Source organism: Abyssibacter sp. (genome assembly GCF_964229365.1).
Classification (GTDB): domain Bacteria; phylum Pseudomonadota; class Gammaproteobacteria; order Nevskiales; family OUC007; genus Abyssibacter.
Genome location: NZ_CAXRDQ010000067.1, coordinates 1 through 19,511, shown reverse-complemented (window position 1 = coordinate 19,511; position 19,511 = coordinate 1). Strand labels below are relative to the sequence as shown.

At 63.8% G+C, this 19,511-nt stretch carries 19 protein-coding genes and 1 tRNA gene; 17 read left to right on the top strand and 3 right to left on the bottom strand.

Features of this window, described 5'->3' with window-relative positions; genetic code table 11:
• The first annotated feature begins 3 nt into the window (after positions 1-3).
• The gene (locus tag ACE1EY_RS10950) at positions 4-681 is read left to right on the top strand and encodes an NUDIX hydrolase (protein WP_291513151.1); all 678 of its coding nucleotides are present in this window, start codon (positions 4-6) and stop codon (positions 679-681) included.
• Positions 682-739: 58 nt separating this feature from the next.
• Here the strand turns inward: ACE1EY_RS10950 and ACE1EY_RS10945 are convergent, their stop codons facing one another.
• Both ACE1EY_RS10945 and ACE1EY_RS10940 read right to left on the bottom strand, forming a co-directional pair.
• A complete protein-coding gene (locus ACE1EY_RS10945) occupies positions 740-2,146 on the bottom strand; it encodes a DegQ family serine endoprotease (RefSeq protein ID WP_291513150.1) in 1,407 nt (468 codons plus the stop codon).
• A gap of 476 nt (positions 2,147-2,622) precedes the next feature.
• Positions 2,623-2,698 (bottom strand) — tRNA-Glu (locus ACE1EY_RS10940).
• Between the two features lie 25 nt (positions 2,699-2,723).
• Here ACE1EY_RS10940 and pcnB point away from each other — a divergent pair.
• The 9 genes from pcnB (at position 2,724) to ACE1EY_RS10895 (ending at position 10,575) form a co-directional block, all read left to right on the top strand.
• Positions 2,724-4,109: a polynucleotide adenylyltransferase PcnB gene (gene pcnB / locus ACE1EY_RS10935; protein WP_291513149.1), complete on the top strand. Its 1,386-nt coding sequence runs from the start codon at positions 2,724-2,726 to the stop codon at positions 4,107-4,109.
• 3 nt (positions 4,110-4,112) lie between these two features.
• Entirely contained in the window at positions 4,113-4,616 is a 504-nt protein-coding gene (folK, locus tag ACE1EY_RS10930; RefSeq protein ID WP_291513148.1) for a 2-amino-4-hydroxy-6-hydroxymethyldihydropteridine diphosphokinase, read from the top strand.
• Positions 4,613-5,236 (top strand): deoxynucleoside kinase, encoded by a 624-nt coding sequence (locus ACE1EY_RS10925; protein ID WP_291513147.1) that lies wholly within the window; start codon positions 4,613-4,615, stop codon positions 5,234-5,236. The genes folK and ACE1EY_RS10925 overlap by 4 nt, the downstream gene beginning before the upstream one ends.
• 48 nt (positions 5,237-5,284) lie before the next feature.
• On the top strand, positions 5,285-6,109 hold the full coding sequence (panB, locus tag ACE1EY_RS10920; protein ID WP_291513146.1) for a 3-methyl-2-oxobutanoate hydroxymethyltransferase: 825 nt from the start codon (positions 5,285-5,287) through the stop codon (positions 6,107-6,109).
• Entirely contained in the window at positions 6,106-6,966 is an 861-nt protein-coding gene (panC, locus tag ACE1EY_RS10915; protein WP_291513145.1) for a pantoate--beta-alanine ligase, read from the top strand. Before panB ends, panC begins: the two co-directional genes overlap by 4 nt.
• A 159-nt stretch (positions 6,967-7,125) precedes the next feature.
• Positions 7,126-7,506, top strand: coding sequence for an aspartate 1-decarboxylase (gene panD / locus ACE1EY_RS10910; protein ID WP_291513144.1), 381 nt, complete (start codon positions 7,126-7,128; stop codon positions 7,504-7,506).
• A 49-nt stretch (positions 7,507-7,555) separates the two neighbouring features.
• Positions 7,556-9,214, top strand: a complete 1,659-nt coding sequence (gene pgi / locus ACE1EY_RS10905) for a glucose-6-phosphate isomerase (protein WP_291513143.1) — start codon at positions 7,556-7,558, stop codon at positions 9,212-9,214.
• A gap of 81 nt (positions 9,215-9,295) precedes the next feature.
• A complete protein-coding gene (locus ACE1EY_RS10900; protein ID WP_291513142.1) occupies positions 9,296-9,664 on the top strand; it encodes a PA2779 family protein in 369 nt (122 codons plus the stop codon).
• 17 nt (positions 9,665-9,681) lie between these two features.
• On the top strand, positions 9,682-10,575 hold the full coding sequence (locus tag ACE1EY_RS10895) for a PA2778 family cysteine peptidase (RefSeq protein WP_291513141.1): 894 nt from the start codon (positions 9,682-9,684) through the stop codon (positions 10,573-10,575).
• On the opposite strand, the gene queG is transcribed toward ACE1EY_RS10895, so the two are convergent.
• Positions 10,560-11,621: a tRNA epoxyqueuosine(34) reductase QueG gene (gene queG, locus ACE1EY_RS10890; RefSeq protein ID WP_291513140.1), complete on the bottom strand. Its 1,062-nt coding sequence runs from the start codon at positions 11,619-11,621 to the stop codon at positions 10,560-10,562. The two genes, ACE1EY_RS10895 and queG, sit on opposite strands and share 16 nt — an antisense overlap.
• 41 nt (positions 11,622-11,662) lie before the next feature.
• On the opposite strand from queG, the gene ACE1EY_RS10885 reads away from it, so the two are divergent.
• The 7 genes from ACE1EY_RS10885 to hflX all read left to right on the top strand — a co-directional run.
• Positions 11,663-13,144, top strand: coding sequence for an NAD(P)H-hydrate dehydratase (locus tag ACE1EY_RS10885; protein ID WP_291513139.1), 1,482 nt, complete (start codon positions 11,663-11,665; stop codon positions 13,142-13,144).
• The gene (gene tsaE / locus ACE1EY_RS10880) at positions 13,141-13,617 is read left to right on the top strand and encodes a tRNA (adenosine(37)-N6)-threonylcarbamoyltransferase complex ATPase subunit type 1 TsaE (RefSeq protein ID WP_291513138.1); all 477 of its coding nucleotides are present in this window, start codon (positions 13,141-13,143) and stop codon (positions 13,615-13,617) included. Before ACE1EY_RS10885 ends, tsaE begins: the two co-directional genes overlap by 4 nt.
• A 100-nt stretch (positions 13,618-13,717) precedes the next feature.
• Positions 13,718-15,076, top strand: a complete 1,359-nt coding sequence (locus tag ACE1EY_RS10875) for an N-acetylmuramoyl-L-alanine amidase (protein WP_291513137.1) — start codon at positions 13,718-13,720, stop codon at positions 15,074-15,076.
• 71 nt (positions 15,077-15,147) lie between these two features.
• On the top strand, positions 15,148-16,974 hold the full coding sequence (gene mutL, locus ACE1EY_RS10870; protein WP_370300169.1) for a DNA mismatch repair endonuclease MutL: 1,827 nt from the start codon (positions 15,148-15,150) through the stop codon (positions 16,972-16,974).
• Positions 16,971-17,915 (top strand): tRNA (adenosine(37)-N6)-dimethylallyltransferase MiaA, encoded by a 945-nt coding sequence (miaA, locus tag ACE1EY_RS10865; protein WP_291513135.1) that lies wholly within the window; start codon positions 16,971-16,973, stop codon positions 17,913-17,915. Before mutL ends, miaA begins: the two co-directional genes overlap by 4 nt.
• 146 nt (positions 17,916-18,061) lie before the next feature.
• A complete protein-coding gene (gene hfq, locus ACE1EY_RS10860; protein WP_291513134.1) occupies positions 18,062-18,316 on the top strand; it encodes an RNA chaperone Hfq in 255 nt (84 codons plus the stop codon).
• Between the two features lie 98 nt (positions 18,317-18,414).
• The coding region (gene hflX, locus ACE1EY_RS10855; protein WP_370300168.1) for a ribosome rescue GTPase HflX at positions 18,415-19,511 on the top strand (1,097 nt) is incomplete at its 3' end.

Here is a 19,511-nt window from a genome sequence, read left to right as displayed (position 1 = left end):
GTGATGCCGAAGCGCAGGACCGGCACCGTGCCCGTCGCGGCCGCGGGGTTGGTGTTGGCGCGACCGGATAACCGTGTGCTGATGGTTCGTCGCCCGGCAACGGCTCGATTCGCGCCAAACGCCTGGGTGTTTCCTGGCGGCCTGGTCGAAACTCACGATGGCTTGGCGGATGTGACCATCCCGACACCACTGGCGCTGAGCGGCACTGACCTGGAGCCCTACAAGGTCGCTGCCGTTCGCGAATGCCTGGAAGAAACCGGGCTGGCCTGTCTGCGGGCGAGCTGGTTAGACGAGCAACGTATGCAGGTGCGTCAGGCGCTGCACCGAGGTGAAGGCTTGTTGTCGACCGTGAACGCGTACGCTGCCGACGCCCAGTTGGCACCGTTGCACTATGTGAGTTTCTGGACGACACCAAGCTCGTCCCCATTGCGCTATTCCACGCGCTTCTTTCTGGCGGCCGCCCCCACAGACCAGGGCGAAGCGGCCGTTGATGGCGTCGAGCTGACCGAGTCCCGATGGTTAAGCCCGGGTGAGGCGATCGAGGCGCATCGCAGCGGTCAATTCTTGCTGCTGCCGCCGCAGATTGCGCAGCTTCGTCAGTACGCGGCTGTGGCCAGGGTCGGTGGTCTCCTGGACTGGGCGGCAAGTGGTCCCGAGGTGATTCCAAACGGGCCGGTCTAGGGACACACAAAAAAGGCCCGGCAGAGCCGGGCCTCTCTCTAGCGTCGTAAACGCTCTGTTAGTCCGGCAAGGTCACGGCCACAAACAGCGGATTTTCGCCGCGCTGCACCAGCACCGAGATTGGCTTGCCCTTGGGCAGACCATCAACGACCTTGCGCAGTTCCTTGGCCGACCCGATGTTTTCGCGGCCAACGCGCCGGATGACGTCGCCGGTTCGAATGCCGGCTTGAGCGGCCGGGCTGTCCCGATCGATGCCGACGATGACGACTCCGCCGCGATCGATGCCCAGGGCTTCGCGCTCGTCATCGGTGAGGTCGCGCACATTGGCGCCCAGTCCGCCAGAGGATTGATCCCCCCCGGAGGCGTTGGAGGCCACTTGCTGATCCTGTTCCTTGAGTTCCTCGATCTTGGCTTTCAGCGTCTTGCGCTTGCCGTCGCGCAGAATCAGAACCGGCACCTTACTGCCGACTGGTGTCTCGCCCACGATGGGGGGTAACGACGCGGAAGAGGTGACCGACTGCTCGTTGAACTCGAGAATGATATCGCCGGGCTCGATCCCCGCTTTTTCGGCAGGGCTGCCGTCCAGCACATTGGCCACGAGCGCGCCGCGCGGGCGGTCAAGGCCGAACGAGCGTGCCAGATCCTGGGTGACGTTCTGGATGCTTACGCCCAGCCATCCGCGGCTGACGTAACCTTTGGATTCGATCTGCCGGGCGACCTGCATGGCCGTGTTGATCGGGATCGCGAAGGACACGCCCTGGTAGCCGCCTGAGCGCGAATAGATCTGCGAGTTGATGCCCACGACCTCGCCGCTGGTATTCATCAGCGGGCCACCGGAGTTGCCCGGATTGACTGCGACGTCGGTCTGGATGAACGGGACATACGAGTCGGATGGCAGGCTGCGGCCCAGGGCGGAAACGATGCCCTGGGTTGCAGTGAAATCCAGGCCAAAGGGCGACCCGATGGCCAATACCCATTCGCCGACTTCGAGCTTGTCGGAATCGCCCAGGGTCAATGTGGGCAAATCGGACGCCTCGATCTTGAGAACCGCCACGTCGGAGCGCTCGTCCAGGCCGATGAGTTGGGCCGTCAGCTCGCGCTGGTTGGACAGGCGCACGATGATTTCATCGGCGTCCTTGACCACATGGGCGTTGGTCAGAACCGTGCCATTGTCCGAGATGATGAACCCCGAGCCCAGCGACTGGGCCGGTCTTTGCCGCGGCATGTTCGGCTCGCCGAAGCGGCGAAAGAACTCGTTGAAGGGGTGGTTTTCCGGTAGGTCAAAACCGAAGCCCTGGCCCTGGGCCGGTTGAGCCTGGGTGGTGCTGATATTCACGACCGCCGCCTGGTTCTGTTTCACCAGGGTTCGGAAGTCGGGCAGGTTGTCCGCGTGCGCGGGTGCAGCCAGCAGCGTCGCGACCGCAGCGAACGCGGTGAACAGCAGAGAGATCTTGCTTAGCTTCACTTCGCAATCCTTTCGGTTGAACGTTTTTACGTTTTGATCGTTGTCTTGAGAGTCTGGAGTGTCATCCGAACTCTCAACCCTCGCCCCCGACGGTGGAGCCGCCAGTGCTGGGGAGTCAGACCACAGTCAACCGAAATTGCTCCCTGCCGAGGTCTGGCAGCTTAGCCCAGCCCGGCGGAGAGCACGGCGCCGACAACGATTCCGAAGAAGAATCCGTAGCAGCCCCAGACATATCGGCGTTTCAAACGGCGCCGACCCGTCGAGTCGTAGTAGTGCATCCGTCCAGATCCGAAAAGAGCGACTCTGCCGGAGCCGCGTCGGTGCATGAGCTGCAATCGCCATGCATGGCGTCTTGATGCATGAAACGTGCAGCTTTGCCGCGATCATAGTCGCTGATTGTTTCGAAAGGACGAAACGCTACCAGTCATGTTGACGGGCGTGCTCCCCCCAGTGAGGGGGTGCCGGATAGCGCGGATTGGTACTCCCAAGGGGATTCGAACCCCTGTCGCCGCCGTGAAAGGGCGGTGTCCTAGGCCTCTAGACGATGGGAGCATTGTGCCGGGGCGCGGTATTATAGGTGGCAACTTCAGCAATTCAATCCCGTCGCCGATGTTCTAGGCGGTTTGCGGGCCGGGACGCAAAGGAACACGTTATTTCTGAGCCGACAATTATTTCGAGAGACGCGCATAACGTCTCTCGGCAAGACATCTCTCAGGGCGCCTTGGATGTGCTCTACGATCTGGGGCGCGCAGGCTATGAGGCGTATCTCGTTGGCGGCGGCGTTCGCGACTTGCTCGCGGGCATCCAGCCTAAGGACTTTGATGTTGCCACCGACGCCAAGCCGGAAGAGGTGCGAGACGTATTCCGCCGGGCGCGGTTGATTGGCCGTCGCTTTCGGCTGGCTCATGTCCGGGCGGGCGGCGAGATCATCGAAGTCGCAACGTTTCGCGCGCAGCCGCGCTCGCCGGAAGAGGGCGAGGAGCAAGCCGAAGAAGCCCTGGACGATCACGATCACATGCTCGACGAGGGTGGGCGCATTCTGCGCGACAACGTCTACGGCAGCCTGGAAGACGATGCCTTTCGTCGTGACTTCACGGTCAATGCGCTCTACTACCGGGTCACGGATTTCTCAGTGGTTGACTATGTGGGCGGCATGGACGACATGGTTGCCCGCCAGATTCGGCTGATCGGCGACCCGGAAACGCGCTACCGCGAGGATCCCGTGCGGATGCTCCGGGCGGTGCGCATCGCGAACAAGCTCGGCTTCGATATCGAGGTGGCCACCGCGGCGCCCATCCGCGAACTCGCGGATCTGCTCACCGACGTGCCGGGTGCGCGGCTGTTCGACGAAGTGCTCAAGCTGTTTCTGTCCGCGCAAGCCGAGAAAAACTTTGACGACCTGATCGAGCTGGGCCTCTTTCAGGTGCTGTTCCCGCAAACTGCGGCCTGCCTGCACCAAGACGGGGTCGAGACGCTGATTCGTGGTGCGTTACAGGGCACGGCGGCCCGCGTGCGCGAAGACAAGCCCGTAACACCGGCATTTCTGTTCGCTGCGTTGTTATGGCCCGCGTTGCGGGACGCGATGGCATCGGCCATCGAAAATGGTCAAAACCTCGCGCAGACGATTCCCGAGCACTCCGGCGATGTGGCCGCGGAACAGGTGGAAACCGTTGCGCTGCCCCGGCGTTTCTCGACACCGATGCGGGAGATCTGGGCTCTGCAGCCGCGATTTCATCGCCGTAACGGCCGTCGGCCGGAGCGCCTGGCGGCCCACCCGCGGTTTCGGGCTGCTTACGATTTTCTGATCCTGCGCGCCGCGGCGGGCGAGGAGACGGATGAACTCGTGCAGTGGTGGACGGAGTACCAGCAGGGCAACGCGCCCGTGCCCCCGGCGGGTGGCCCTAACCCCAAGCGTCGGCGTCGTCGGCGCCGGCGTACCGGCGAGACGCCGACCTCGGACTAGCCCGTGGTTGCCAACGCCGTCGCCTATCTTGGATTGGGCGCGAATCTCGGCGTGCCGTCCACCACGCTGGGAGCGGCTGTCCGCGCGATTCGATTGTGGCCACAGACGCGATGCACGGCGGTCAGCCGTCTCTACCATTCCGCGCCCATGGGGCCGGCGGACCAGCCTGATTACTGCAATGCCGTCGTTCAGGTGAGTACGCAGCTTGCGCCCCGCGCGCTGCTCGCCGAGGCGCAGGCAACCGAGCAGCGGTTCGGACGAACCCGATCGGAGACCCGGTGGGGCGCGCGATCGCTGGATATCGATTTGTTGTTGTACGGAGGCGATGAATTCGTCGCTGATGATCTCGTGCTGCCGCATCCGGGCCTGGAGGAACGATCGTTTGTGGTGTTTCCGTTGCTCGATGTCGCGCCTGATCTGCATCTGCCAAACGGACGGGTGCTCTCGGAACTGGCCGGCCGTATCAGCCGCGCCGATCTGCATCGTGTGGAGGCCTGGGCGCCGTGAGCCGCTACATCGCCATCGAGGGCCCCATCGGCGTCGGCAAGACCACGCTGACGCACCGTCTGGCGGCAGATCTGCAGGCGAATCTGCTGCTCGAAGCGCCCGACGACAATCCGTTTCTCAAAGGCTTTTACGACGATCCGGAACGCTACGCATTCCAGGCACAGCTGTGCTTCTTGCTCCAGCGTGCCGGGCAGATCGACGGCTTGCGCCAGCCAGACCTGTTTGCCGAGCCGGTCACTGTCGCTGACTTTTTCTTCGACAAAGACCCCTTGTTTGCGGAGCTGACGCTGGCAGCCGGCGATTTTGGCCTGTATCGAGAGCTGTTCAACCGTTTGGCCTGGGCAGCACCGGTGCCGGATGTGGTGGTGTATCTCTACGCGTCGTCCGATGTACTCGTCCGCCGCGTGGGTCAGCGTGGACGCGCAAGCGAGCAAAGTCTGGATGCGGACTATCTGCAGCGCGTGGCTGCACGCTACCAAGCCTTTTTTGCGGACTATCAGCATCCGCATTTGGTCATCGTTGATGCCGAGGCGATGGATCTGGTTGCTGACGAGGCTGCATATGCGGCGGTGCGTGATGCCGTGGAGGGCCCGCCTGGCCGGGTCCATCTGCCGGGCTAGTCGGAGCGCGGTGCTATCATCGCGCGCGTTTTTTCTCCCGGAGCCAAGATGAAGGCTGGCGAACAATCTCCAGGCAGCAAACCGCTGACACTGGGCGACCTGAGAGCCATGCGCGAATCGGGTGAGCCCATCGCATGCCTGACCGCCTACGATTCCACGTTTGCAGTTGCCCAAGAAGCCGCTGGGGTCGATCTAATTCTCATCGGCGACACCTTGGGCATGGTCGTGCAGGGGCATGACAGCACCGTTCCGGTGCGTGTGGACGACATCATCTATCACACGCAGTGCGTGACACGCGCTGTCCGGCGCCCCTGGGTGGTGGCGGACATGCCTTTCCTAAGCGTGCGCTCCCCGCAGGTCGCTGTTGAAGCTGCCGGACGGATGATGCAGGAAGCCGGTGCGCGCATGGTCAAGCTGGAAGGCGGCGAGTCGCAGGTTGCAGTGACGCGGGCCTTGGCAGACCAGGGGATTCCCGTTTGCGGTCATCTCGGTCTGCAACCTCAGCTGGTCCACAAGCTGGGCGGATTCAAGGTTCAGGGTCGCGAAGCGGCAGCCGCGCAGGCCATTGTTGATCGGGCCTGCGAACTGGAGCAGGCGGGAGCCGACATGCTACTGCTGGAATGCGTGCCCAATGCGGTGACGCAAGGGGTTGTGGCGGCGACGTCCGTACCCGTGATCGGGATTGGTGCCGGCCCGCATGCGCACGGTCAGATCCTGGTCATGCACGACATGCTCGGCGTGACCGCTGGCCGCAAGCCGCGCTTCGTCAAAAACTATATGGCGGAGGCTGGCGGGGTCGAGGCTGCGTTCGCATCCTATGTGGGAGAGGTGAAAAGCGGCGCATACCCGCAGCCCACGCACGGATTCGGATGAAACTGATCCAGACAATCCCTGAGCTGAAGGCATTGCGGGCGCGTTGGCGTGCAGCCGGTGAGCGGGTCGCGCTCGTGCCGACCATGGGCAACCTGCACGCGGGCCATTTGTCGCTGGTGGAGCAGGTGCAGACCGGCGCCGATCGCACCGTCGTCAGCATCTTCGTCAATCCGTTGCAGTTTGCGCCGGGTGAGGATTTCGATCGCTATCCGCGCACCTTGGCCGACGATCTCGCCAAGCTGGATCCGCTGGCGCCCGATGTGGTGTTCGCGCCATCGGTGGACGAGATCTACCCGCAGGGGTATCCGATCGCCACGAATGTCGTCGTCAACGGGCTGGTCGAGCGCTTCTGTGGCGAGTTTCGTGCCGGGCATTTTGTTGGCGCGGCGACCGTTGTCACGATTCTGCTCAATCTGGTGCAGCCGGAGCAGGCGATCTTCGGTGAGAAGGATTATCAGCAACTGCTGGTGTTCCGGCGGATGGCGCGAGACCTGCACCTACCGGTGGAGATTCTCTCCGGTCCCACGGTCCGCGAGGCCAACGGCCTGGCGATGAGTAGTCGCAATCGTTATCTGTCCGATGAGGAGCGCGCAAGCGCCGCCGTGCTGCGACAGCAGCTGGTGGCTACCGGGCGTGCGCTGCGGGCGGGGCATCGCGACTTCGCTGCGCTGGAGCAGGCGGCGCGCGTTCAACTGCGCGCGGCCGGATTTGCGCCGCAGTACTTCAATATCCTGTCACCGGAACTGGAGCCCGCGACCTCGCAGCACAGCGATTTTGTCGTGCTGGCCGCCGCGGTACTAGGCGCCGCGCGGTTGATCGACAACATTCGTCTCGATGATCCTGCACTGGCCGCTTGAGGCGGCGGGCAACGCGATTTAGACTATCCGGCTGGTGCGGGGGGAGCGAGTCGAGTCTTTGTGCCGCCCTCCAGCGTCCGTTTCTGCACCAGCTCTTCCCTTGATTCTTACTGACTTCAACCACAGTGTTCGGTCACAAGCCTCGGCGAGGTTCGCCCTATGAACGTCACCCTGTTGAAAGCAAAGCTCCATCGTGCCTGCGTGACGCATGCCGAACTGGACTATGAGGGCTCCTGCGCAATCGACCAGGACCTTCTGGATGCCGCCGGCATCCTGGAATACGAACAGGTGCAGATTTACAACGTTACCAATGGTGAACGTTTCGAGACCTACGCCATTCTGGGTGAGCGCGGATCCCGCGTGATTTCAGTCAACGGTGCGGCGGCCCACAAGGCGCAGCCTGGTGATCGGCTGATCATCTGCGCGTACTGCGGCATGGATGAGGCCGAAGCTCGCCGCCACCAGCCGCGGCTGGTCTACCTCGACGAGACCAATCAGGTCACGCATTCCCGCAACACCATCCCGGTGCAGGCGGCTTGACGGTGCCGTTGGGCGGCGCTGGCAACCCACAGTCCGATCGAACGAACTGATGCGTCCTCGCGGCGCGTCGGCCGACGCTTGGTCGGATCTCTCGCGACAGGCTGAACGGTTACGCGGCACGCCGACCCCATCGCTTTTTGAGGCCGACCCGGCGCGGGTCGAACGCATGAGCCTGGATGCCGCTGGCCTGCACCTGGATTTTTCCAAGCAGGCCGTTGATGCGGCAGCACTGGACGCGTTATGGGCACTCGCCCGTTCGGCCAAGGTGGCGGCGCACCTGCGCCAGCAATTCGCGGGTGATCCGGTCAACTTCACCGAAAATCGAGCGGCCTTGCATCTCGCGTTGCGAGCGCCGAAAGACGCGGTGAACCCGCCGGGCGGACCCGCGATTGCCTCGGACGTACATGAGGTGTTGGACCGCATCGAGGCATTCGTTGACCGCGTGCGCAGCGGTGCCTGGGTCGGTCATACCGGCGATGCGATCACCGACGTCGTGAACATCGGCATCGGCGGCTCGGATCTGGGTCCCCGCATGGTCTGCGAGGCATTGGCCGAGTCGGTCCGAGGGCCGCGGCCGCATTTCGTTTCCAATGTGGATGCCACCGAACTGGTGCGCGTGCTGAGCGGTTTGCGACCACAGACCACGCTGTTCGTGGTCACGTCGAAGTCCTTCGGCACGGTCGAGACCTTGGCCAATGCGCGCACCGCACGGGCCTGGCTGGTCGAGGCGCTGGGCGATCAGGCGGCGGTCGCCCGACATTTCGTCGCTGTGTCCACGGCGGCCGAGCGCGTCAGCGCCTTTGGTATCGACACCGACAACATGTTCGGCTTCTGGTCCTGGGTGGGCGGACGCTATTCCTTGTGGTCGGCGGTTGGATTATCGATCGCATTGGCTCTTGGGATGGACCGCTTCCGGGCATTGCTCGGCGGCGCGCACGCCATGGATGAACACGTGCGCGTGGCGCCTATGGAATCCAACGCCGCTGCCTGGATGGCGATGGTCGGGATCTGGAACAGCAATGCGCTGGCGCTGCCGTCACAAGTCATCGTGCCCTACGCCCAGGCCTTGGCTCGCGTGCCGGCCTATTTGCAGCAGCTCGAGATGGAGTCCAACGGCAAATCGGTTTGCAGTGACGGTGAGCCGACGGAGCACCAGACGGTCCCTGCACTCTGGGGCGATGTTGGCACCAACGGCCAGCATGCGTTTTTTCAGATGTTGCACCAGGGGCCGCAGCGGTTGCCGGTGGATTTCATCCTGCCGGTGCGGCCATCTCACGACAATGATGCCCAGCACCGCATGCTAGTCGCGAACTGCCTGGCGCAGAGCGAGGCTCTGATGCAGGGCAAATCGGCGGGGCAGGTTCGTGTCGAGCTGGGTGAGCAGGGTCTTAGTGGCCAGGCCCTGGAGGATGCGGTCCCGCATCGCGTGTTCAGCGGGAGCCGGCCAAGCACGACCATTTTACTGCCGTCGGTCAATGCGGCCTCTCTGGGCGCCTTGCTCGCGCTCTACGAGCACAAGGTTTATATCCAGAGCGTGATCTGGGGCATTAACGCCTTCGATCAGTGGGGCGTAGAACTGGGCAAGCAGCTGGCCTCGGTGATCGAGCGGCAACTGGCTGATGGCTTGTCCGATGGCTCCGCCGGTTCGCACGACGCCTCCACAGCTCATTTGATGCACCGGATTCAGGCGGCCTGGCAGTCGGACTGAACGGAAGTCTCTGTCTCCTGTCTATGTTGTAGCTCGGTTGAGCTAATGTATACGGACAAATTTGCAGCAATGGAGTGCGAAATGATGCGAAGCGCGACCCGCTGGATCGTGGCCATGATGGTCGGAATTCTGGTGAACATGGGGGTTCTGGGGGCGGCTTCCGCGGCGATGGTTGGCACGCAGGACGCCATGCGAGCCGACCATCGTGCCGAGATCGACCGCGTGCTCTCCCGTGACGATGTCAGGCAGCAGTTGCTCGCCTATGGCGTCTCCGAGGAGATGATCGACACCCGGATGGATGCCATGACAGACGAGGAGCTGGCCACGGTGGCCAACGAGTTCGAGCAGCTGCCGGCCGGTGCCGGGGTGATCGAAGTCGTCGGTATCGTGTTCATTGTTCTGCTGATTCTCGAACTGGTCGGTGTGACCAACATCTTCAGCGGCTTCTGAATCTTCGGCTGATCCTTGTGGCTGCCCTGCTGGGCGGCTGCGCACATCTGCAACCATCGGCGCCGCCTGCCAGCGGCGCCGAACTCGTTCACACGCCTTTTTTTCCGCAATCCGCCTATCAGTGCGGACCCGCTGCGCTGGCCACTGTGCTGGTCGACAGCGGCGTATCCACCGAGCCCGACGCATTGGTCGACAAGGTCTGGATCGCCGAGCGCAAGGGCAGCTTGCAGGCCGAGCTTCTGGCGGCGACGAGGTCCTTCGCACGCCTGCCATTGCGCTTGGAGCCAACGCTGGATCATCTCAGCGGCAGCCTGCAAGCCGGTTATCCCGTCCTGATCTTGCTGAACCTGGGCGTTCGCTGGTTGCCCGTGTGGCACTACGCGGTGGTGATTGGCGAAACCGAAACCGGCTGGGTGCTGCGTTCCGGTACAACTCGCCGCCACTGGATGTCGCGCGCCGACTTGTCGCAGGCCTGGGAGCGAGCCGAGCGGTGGGCTTTCGTCGTCGCCCAGCCGGCTCATATGCCGCCGATGGCGTCTCTGGAGCCTTGGGTTCGCGCCGCCGATGATCTGATCAATACGGGCCAGCCGGAGGCCGGGTTATTGGCGTTGCGGCAGGCCGCGCACCGCTGGCCGGATAGCCGCCTGACGTGGTTCGCGCTGGGCAATGCCCAGGCTGCGCAGGGCGACTGGTCGGCCGCCCAGGCTTCGTTTCAGCAGTCGGTTGCGCTGGATGGCGATTGGTTGCCCGCCATCAATAATCTGGTGTCGGCGTTGCTGGAACTCGGTTGTCCCGCTCGCGCAGACCCGTTTGTTGCGCGCCTGAAACGGTCGGCAGCGGACTATGCGAAGCGGACGGTGGCCGACTATGAATCCGCCCCTCCGGCTACGCACTGTCAACTCGCGCCGTGACGCGCCAACGCCCAGTTCACGTGTTCGCGGACCAGTTCGGATGGGTGGTCGCGCCGCCGCTGCAAGGCGTCGACCACGGCTTCGCTGGTCGGCGCATTGCCCAGCGCGACCGCGAGGTTGCGTAGCCAGCCGACGTAACCGGTTCGCCGCAGCGGCATGCCTTCGGTTCGGGTCAGAAAGCTGGGCTCGTCCCACTCGAACAGATCGATCAGTGAGGCGGACTCCAGCCCATGACGGGCGACAAAGTCCGGTTCAGCAGCTGTTTGCGCATAGCGGTTCCAGGGGCAGACGAGCTGGCAGTCATCGCATCCGAAAATGCGGTTGCCCATGGCTGGTCGCAGCGCTTCCGGGATGCTGCCACGGTGTTCGATCGTCAGGTAGGAGATGCAGCGTCTGGCATCGAGCTGACGCGGGCCGGTAATCGCCTGTGTCGGGCAAACCGTGATGCAGGCCGCGCAACTTCCGCACAAATCTTTGACCGCTGGTGTCTCGTCCACCGGGAGGGGAAGGTCGGTCAGGATCTCGCCCAGGAAGAACCATGATCCTGCCTCACGATGGAGCAGCAGCGTGTGCTTGCCGATCCAGCCCAGTCGGGCGTCGCGGCCGAGCGCCTTTTCCAGCACCGGTCCGCTGTCCACAAACGGCCGACTGCGTGTCCCGGGTACCGTGCCTTCGATGCGCTGACTCAATGTTTTCAATCGTTTACGGATGAGCTTGTGGTAGTCGCGGCCCAACGCGTAGCGCGAGATATAGGCCCGATCGGGATCATCAAGGCAGGCCTGCATCTGCGCGGGGGATTCGCCCATGTAGTTCATGCGGACGGAAATCGAGCGCAGCGCACCGGGTTGCAAGGTTCCGGGGTCGGCACGCAGCCCGGCGTGGCGTGCCATGTACGTCATGGAGCCATGGCGGCCATCGGCCAGCCATTGCTGCAGATGCTCAATATCGGCGTCCAAATCGAAGCCGGTGATGCCGACCGACTGGAAACCCAGTTCGCCGGCCCACTGCCGAATCAAGGATGCAACGGCGTGCAAATCGGGGGTCATGGGTTCGAGGCTGGCATTGGCACCCACCTATAATGCCGGGCATGGATGATTCAAGGCTTTATTTGCCGGAGACCGTGCGCGCGATTGACGCCGCAGCCATTGAGCAATGCGGAATTGCGGTTTTTGAACTCATGCGCCGAGCCGCGAAAGCGGCGTATCAGGAGTTGCGACGACGCTGGCCGGAAGCCCGGCATCTGCTGGTGCTGGCGGGGGGCGGCAACAACGGCGGGGACGGTATTGAGCTCGCCCGCCTGGCGATGCTCGATGGCCGGCGTGTGGAACTCGTGTTGCTGGCGGACCCGACGCAGCTACGGGGCGCTGCTGCCGAAGCCTGGTCTGCATTCGAGGCAGCCGGCGGAACACGCTGCCAGGTAGCGCATGTGGATGCGGCCGACGTGATCGTCGATGCGCTATTCGGAATCGGCTTGTCACGTGCGATCGACGGGGAAGCGGCCGACTGGGTGGCGCGTGTGAATCGGGGCAAGCGACCGGTGCTGGCCCTGGATATCCCCTCCGGCCTGGATGCCTGCACCGGCATGCCGTTGGGCGCCGCGCTAGGCGCGGACGCAACGATCACCTTCATCGCGCGCAAGCTCGGGCTTTATCAGGGTTCCGCAGCGGCTTGCGTCGGCGACGTCGTGTTCGCCGATTGTGATGTTCCTGCTGGGGCATTCGCCGACGCAGAGGCCGCAGCGCGACTGCTGACCGACGAGGATCTGCATGCGGCCTGGCCGGCGCGTGGCGCCGACATGCACAAGGGCCATTTCGGCCATCTGGTGATTGTTGGTGGGCAGCCGGGGATGCCGGGCGCCGCGCTCATGGCCGCGCGGGCCGCGTTGCGCAGCGGCGTGGGTCTGGTCACGGTCATCACCCATCCGGACCACGCCGCGATGCTGCCGCTGGTCCAGGCTGAACTGATGGTCAAGGTCGCTGATGATGCGGCCCCCCTGCGCGAGTGGCTGGAGCCGGCTTCCGCCATTGTCTGCGGGCCGGGACTCGGTCAGTCCGACTGGTCGAGGGCATTGCTGAATGCGGTGCTGGAGCACGCCGGTTCGCGGCCATTGGTTCTGGATGCCGATGCCCTGAACCTGATCGCCGAGGCACCAAGGCCACTGTCGCCGCAAGCCGTGATCACACCCCATCCTGGCGAGGCGGCCAGACTGTTGGGCTGCTCGACCGGAGAGGTGCAATCGGACCGGCTAGCCGCCGCGCAAGCGTTACTGGATCGTTGGGGCTGCACCAGTGTGCTCAAGGGCGCCGGAACCTGGGTCGTCGCGCCGGATGCACTGTCTGCGTTCTGCCCGGCGGGCAATCCCGGAATGGGGGTTGGCGGCATGGGGGATGTGCTCTCCGGAATCATCGGCGGAACCGCCGCGGGGCGGAGCCCTTTGGGTGATGCCGTGCGCGGCGCGGTGCTTGCCCATGCACGCGCTGGCGACATCGCTGCCGCTCAGTGCGGGCAAGTCGGCTTGCTACCGAGTGACTTGATCGACGCGCTGTCCAAGGTATTGCCGCGGCCATGAGCGATACGGTGCATTGGTCGCTGCCTGATGAGGCAGCGACACTGGCGCTGGGTCAGGCTTTGGCACAGGCCACCGAGGCGCAGCGCAGCTGGATCGCACTCAACGGGCCGCTGGGCGCCGGCAAGTCGACGCTGGTGCGTGGTGTCTTGCAGGCCATGGGATGGCAGGCCGCCGTCCCCAGCCCGACCTATACCTTGGTCGAGCCGTACGACCTGGGTCGCCAGGTGTGGCATCTGGACTTGTATCGGCTGGGCGATGAGTCTCAGTGGGACGAGCTTGGCGTCGAGGAGGCCACGCCGGACTTGTTGCTGATCGAATGGCCGCAGCGTATTCCGAGTCTGTCCGAACGCTTCGATATGCACCTGACCCTGGACTACGAGGGCGCCGGCCGGCGCGTTGTTGCGCGAGCGGGCTCCATGGTTGGGAGTCAAATACTTGAGTTGCTTAGGGCCTCTTTCAAACCCATCACCTGAGTATCTCGCTCTAACTCACTAAAAAACATCGATAAAGCGCTTGCTACATCTCGCGGCGCAAGCTATCGTCGTGCTCGAATTCGGGTGCAGGGGAGCCAGCATGCGTCGGCGCCTTGGACAAAACCTCACATCTTGGGTCTTCGTGCTGCTCGGTTGGTTAGCGGCGTCGGGGGCGTTTGCGCAGGTGGAATTGCAGGATGTCCGGGTCTGGCCCGGCCCAGATTCCACTCGCGTCGTGTTCGACCTGTCCGGTGCCATCGAACACAAGCTGTTCACGCTGGATAATCCATCGAGAGTGGTCATCGACGTGCCCAACGCCTCGCGGGGAGCCGTCGGCGGGGCTGACGGCCGTGGCATCGTCGACCGCGTGCGAACCGGCCAACGCAGCCCTGATACCTTGCGGCTTGTGGTCGATTTGCAGAAGTCCGTGCGGGTCAAATCATTCGTATTGCCGCCCAGCGGACGCTACGGACACCGCTTGGTCGTAGATCTCGATACCGGCACGCCGACCATCACGCCGGCGACTCGCGCCACGAGTGCCGAAGCGCCCCCGGCGCCAGTGGTGCCAATGGCCGAAAAGCCCATCATTATTGCGATCGACGCGGGGCACGGGGGCGAAGACCCCGGTGCGCGCGGCGCTCGCGGGACCAAGGAAAAAGATGTCGCGCTGGCGATTTCGCGGCGGCTGGCCAAGCTGGTCAATGCGCAGCGGAATATGCGGGCGGTGCTGATTCGCGACGGCGACTACTACATCGATCATCGGGAGCGCACGAGGCTCGCGCGCGAGGCACAGGCCGATCTGTTCGTGTCCATCCATGCCGATGCCTTCACCGACCGCCGAGCACGCGGCTCCGGTGTTTACATTCTGTCGCAGCGTGGCGCCTCCTCGGAGCATGCCCGCACGCTGGCGCGGCGCGAGAACGAATCCGATCTGATCGGCGGGGTCCGGCTGGACGACAAGGATGACGTGCTGGCCTCCGTGCTCATCGATATCTCCCAGACAGCCGCGCTGGAGGCGAGTTTCGACGCTGCCGAGCGGATGCTGGGGGAGATCGGCACGATCAATCGTCTGCACCAGACGACCGTGCAGCAGGCGAACTTCCTGGTGCTCAAGGCGCCGGACATTCCGTCCGTGCTGGTGGAAACCGCGTTTATCTCCAACCCGGAAGAAGAGCGGCGTTTGAGCGATTCGGACTTTCAGGCGCGGCTGGCCCAGCGTTTGTTGAAGGGCATCCAGGGCTATTTTTCGGACTACAGACCGTTGATGACCGTGGCCTCTGCATCCGATGCGGGTGCGGTAGAACCGGTCGCCGACGCCTACACCGTGCAAAGCGGCGACACGCTTTCGGAAATCGCCGCGCGTTTCAGCATCAGCATGGCGGCATTGCGCGTTGCAAACGGTTTGGGTTCGGACACGATCCGGATTGGTGACAGGCTGACCATTCCAAGCACGCATTAGCCCCCGCTCCATGGGCCTGACTGCCGACGCGAAGATCGCCTGCACACCGCGGTGAGCGCTACCATGCGCGCATGTCAGCACGCACGATTCGCCAACTCCCCCCCGACCTGATTGACCAGATTGCCGCCGGTGAGGTCATCGAACGCCCGGCCTCTGTGCTCAAGGAACTGCTGGAAAATGCCATTGATGCCGGCGCGTCGCGAATCGACGTGGACGCTGGTGGTGGAGGCATTCGCTTGTTACGCGTCCGTGATGACGGGCATGGCATCCCCGAGGCGCAGATTGCGTTGGCCATGGCGCCGCATGCGACCAGCAAGATTGTTTCGCTGGATGAGCTGGAACGTGTGGCCTCGCTGGGGTTCCGAGGCGAGGCGCTGCCCAGCATTGCTTCGGTGTCGCGGCTGCAGATTCGCTCCGCGACCGGCGATGAAGGCGGGTGGGAGGTGGCCGGCCCGTTTCATGACGGCGTGGCACCGGCGCCCTGTGCCCACCCGCGTGGCACGACGGTCGAAATGCGCGATCTGTTTCACAACGTGCCCGCCCGGCGGAAGTTCCTGCGCACCGAGCAGACGGAGTTCCGGCACATCGACCGCATGTTGCGCCGCACCGCGCTCAGCCGCTTTGGGACTGGCTTCCGTTTGTCGCACGACGGTCGCGTCGTTCGTGATTATCCTCCGGCGGACACCGTCGCCCGCCAGGCGGCGCGCATTGCCGATGTGGTTGGCAGCGGATTCGTTGAACAGGCCATTGAGATTGACGACGACCGGTCGGGGTTGCGGCTCTGGGGCTGGTTGGGTCAGCCGTCCATTGCTCGGTCCCAGGCGGATTGGCAATACATGTTCGTCAATGGTCGTCCGATCCGCGACAAGGTCGTGACCCATGCGATCAAGCAGGGCTTTGGCGATGTGCTGCATCACGCACGTCAGCCCGCCTACGTGCTGTTTCTGGAGATGGACCCGGCGGGCGTGGATGTGAATGCACATCCGGCCAAGCACGAGGTCCGTTTTCGTGACCAGGGGAAGGTGCACGGATTTCTGTCTCACGTGGTGTCCCAGGCCTTGTCGGGTGCTGCGCCCAGCAAACCGCATCATGCCGAGTTCGCTCCGTCGGCTGGTGCGCCGACAGCGGTCGGCGCTGGGATTGGCGGTCCGCAATCTGGTTTGCGGTTCGCGACCGGGGAGAGTCGCGCGCTTTATGACTGGGCCGCGCGGCCAGCGTCATTACCCGAGGCCAGGCTGGCGACTGCCGACACGGCCGCGAGCGTCGCCTCCGTGGACACGCAGCCTGACCAGGCGCCCGAGCCGGACGAGATCCCACCGCTTGGCTACGCTCGTGCCCAGCTGCATGGCATCTACATTCTCGCGGAAAACGCCCACGGGCTGGTTTGTGTCGATACGCATGCCGCGCATGAGCGCATCGTGTACGAAACCCTCAAGCGCCAGCGTGACGCGGGCGTCGTGCCCAGCCAGCCGCTGCTGGTCCCGCTGGATGTGGCGGTCTCCGAACGTGAGGCCGATCTGGCTGAGGCCTGTGATCAGATCCTGGCCGATGGCGGGTTCGAACTCACGCGGTCGGGTCCGACCACCGTCACCGTGCGCCGTGTGCCAACGGCATTAGCGGATCTGGATGTCGCCACGCTGCTGGCCGACCTGCTGGGGCGAATGGGGCAGGAGGCCGGCGCTGATCGGGAGTTGCGACGGTTGAGCGACGAGCGCCTAGGAACGCTGGCCTGTCACGCTTCGGTGCGCGCCCATCGCCAGCTAACGGTGGCCGAAATGAATGCGCTGCCGCGCGACATGGAGCGCACCGAGCGCAGCGGCCAATGCAACCATGGCCGGCCAACCTGGGTGCAGATCAGCCTCAAGGAACTGGACCGGCTGTTCCAGCGCGGGCGATGACCTCCAAGCCGGTGATCTGCGTGATGGGCGCGACGGCCACGGGCAAGACCGAACTGGGGCTGGCGATTGCAGATGCCCTGCCGGTGGACCTGATCAGCGTCGATTCCGCGCTGGTTTATCGGGGCATGGACATCGGAACAGCCAAACCCGATGCGGCGACACGACGCGCCTACCCGCATGCGCTGATCGATTGCTGCGAACCGGAAGACACCTATTCCGCCGCGCGCTTTGTCGACGACGCCCGCCAACAGGTCGAAGCCGCCCATGCCGCAGGCCGGTTGCCCGTGCTGGTCGGCGGCACGCATCTGTACTACCGAGCCTTGCTGCATGGTCTGAGTGAACTGCCCAGCGCCGATGCGCAGCTCCGGCAGCGCCTGGTCGAACGGGCTGCGACATTGGGCTGGGCGGCGCTGCACGCCGAACTGGCCGAACATGATGCTGCCAGCGCGGAGCGCATTCACCCGAACGATGCGCAGCGCATCCAGCGCGCGCTGGAGATCATCGAGTTGTCAGGTCGTCCGCCCAGCGAGCATTTTGCGCAGGTGGTCGCCCCAGCGCGGGATGGCCACTGGACGGTGTTGTCGATGGCTATCGCCGACGACGACCGCGCTGCGCTGCACGCGCGGATCGAGCGCCGGTTCGATCAAATGATGAGCGATGGCTTTGTCGAGGAAGTCGAGCGGCTACGGCTGCGGACGGCCCTGTCCGCCGATCATTCATCAATGCGCAGCGTGGGGTATCGCCAGATCTGGCGGCACCTGGACGGCGATTGCTCGTTGGCCGACGCGGTCGAGGCCGGCAAGGCTGCGACGCGGCAGTTGGCGCGTCGCCAATGGACATGGCTGCGCAAGGAGCCGGGATTGCATTGGTTGCGCCTGGACGAGGCGCCGACGCAGCGTGCGTTAGCCCTGGTCGAGCAACATCTGTTGTCCAGCCAATAACTGACCTTATGGTAGGCTAAGTAAAAGCCGATCAGCCGGTCGAATTCAGTCGCCTGAATTCGGCTGCTGGCAGGTTTGCGGTTACCACCGACTCCACATAATAACTTGGGTTTTAAACGCCCGGCTCGCGCCACAAAGGATGGGTCATGTCTAAGGGACAAATTTTGCAGGAGCCTTTTCTTAATATCCTGCGCAAGGAACGCATCCCGGTTTCTATTTATCTGGTCAACGGCATCAAGCTGCAGGGCCAGATCGAATCCTTCGATCAGTTCGTGGTTTTGCTCAAGAGCAACGTCAGCCAAATGGTGTACAAGCACGCCATTTCCACTGTTGTCCCTGCGCGGAACGTGCGCGTCACCGAAGGCCTGGGCTACAGCACGGGCGAAGAGGACGAAACCTGATCGACCGGGATGCCCGAATGATGGCGGGGTGGGTCTGATCGCGTTGATCGAACACCCCAGGCAGCCGGGAGCAGCGTCGTTCCCGCAGCGAGGCATCCATGTTTGAACGTCCTAAACTCGGGCAGCGCTCGCTGCTCGTGCATCTCGATTTCAACGACTGGGATTTCGACGAATCGCATGACGAGTTCGTTGAGCTCGTCGTGTCTGCTGGCGGTGAAGTTGTCGGCGAGATCGGAGGACGGCGACAGACGCCCGACCCTCGGTATTTCGTCGGCTCGGGCAAGGCTGACGAGATTGCGGAACGCGTGGTGGCGGACGGGGCCGAGGTGATCATCGTCAACCACGATCTCAGCCCGAGCCAGGAGCGCAATCTGGAATCCAAGGTCAAGGCGCGTGTCCTCGACAGAGCAGGCTTGATTTTGGACATTTTCGCCCAGCGCGCCCGTTCGCACGAAGGCAAGCTCCAGGTTGAGCTCGCCCAGCTGGAGCATTTGGCCACCCGGCTCGTGCGCGGATGGTCGCATCTGGAGCGTCAGAAAGGCGGGATCGGCCTGCGTGGGCCGGGTGAAACCCAGCTGGAAACCGACCGCCGCCTGCTCGCCCAGCGGATCAAGAATCTCAAGCGGCGCCTGGACGACGTACGGGCCAGGCGCGAGCTCGGCCGCCAGGCGCGCCGACGCAATGCCGCGCCCACGGTTTCGCTGGTGGGCTACACCAATGCCGGTAAATCCACGTTGTTCAATGCGTTGACGACCGGCGGTGTGTACGCGGCGGATCAGCTGTTCGCCACCCTGGACCCGACCTTGCGACAATTGGAGCTGCCCGCTGGGGAGCCCGCCGTGCTGGCGGATACCGTGGGCTTCATTCGCGATTTGCCGCATGAGCTTGTCGCGGCGTTTCGTGCCACCCTGGAAGAAACCGTCGAGGCCGATCTGATCCTGCATGTGATCGATGCCTCCGACCCCGAGCGCGGAGCACGGATGCGCGATGTGGAAACCGTACTCAAAGAAATCGGGGCCGACGGTCGCCCAATGCTCGAGGTTTACAACAAGGTTGATGTGAGCGATCAGTTCGGTGTCGGCGTGATCTGCGGTGCCGACGGTGCGCCAACTCGGGTGCACGTGTCCGCGCTCAAGCAGACCGGCCTTGATCAGCTGCTGGAAGCAGTCGCCTTGCGTTGGCGGCCAGATATGGC

Excerpts from the sequence above, each read along its gene's own strand:
- hfq (WP_291513134.1), top strand. The coding sequence starts at position 18,062 with ATGTCTAAGGGACAAATTTTGCAGGAGCCTTTTCTTAATATCCTGCGC.
- tsaE (WP_291513138.1), top strand. The coding sequence starts at position 13,141 with ATGAGCGATACGGTGCATTGGTCGCTGCCTGATGAGGCAGCGACACTG.
- ACE1EY_RS10875 (WP_291513137.1), top strand. The coding sequence starts at position 13,718 with ATGCGTCGGCGCCTTGGACAAAACCTCACATCTTGGGTCTTCGTGCTG.
- mutL (WP_370300169.1), top strand. The coding sequence starts at position 15,148 with ATGTCAGCACGCACGATTCGCCAACTCCCCCCCGACCTGATTGACCAG.
- panD (WP_291513144.1), top strand. The coding sequence starts at position 7,126 with ATGAACGTCACCCTGTTGAAAGCAAAGCTCCATCGTGCCTGCGTGACG.
- ACE1EY_RS10950 (WP_291513151.1), top strand. The coding sequence starts at position 4 with ATGCCGAAGCGCAGGACCGGCACCGTGCCCGTCGCGGCCGCGGGGTTG.
- panC (WP_291513145.1), top strand. The coding sequence starts at position 6,106 with ATGAAACTGATCCAGACAATCCCTGAGCTGAAGGCATTGCGGGCGCGT.
- ACE1EY_RS10900 (WP_291513142.1), top strand. The coding sequence starts at position 9,296 with ATGATGCGAAGCGCGACCCGCTGGATCGTGGCCATGATGGTCGGAATT.
- miaA (WP_291513135.1), top strand. The coding sequence starts at position 16,971 with ATGACCTCCAAGCCGGTGATCTGCGTGATGGGCGCGACGGCCACGGGC.
- pgi (WP_291513143.1), top strand. The coding sequence starts at position 7,556 with ATGCGTCCTCGCGGCGCGTCGGCCGACGCTTGGTCGGATCTCTCGCGA.
- panB (WP_291513146.1), top strand. The coding sequence starts at position 5,285 with ATGAAGGCTGGCGAACAATCTCCAGGCAGCAAACCGCTGACACTGGGC.
- ACE1EY_RS10885 (WP_291513139.1), top strand. The coding sequence starts at position 11,663 with ATGGATGATTCAAGGCTTTATTTGCCGGAGACCGTGCGCGCGATTGAC.
- queG (WP_291513140.1), bottom strand. The coding sequence starts at position 11,621 with ATGACCCCCGATTTGCACGCCGTTGCATCCTTGATTCGGCAGTGGGCC.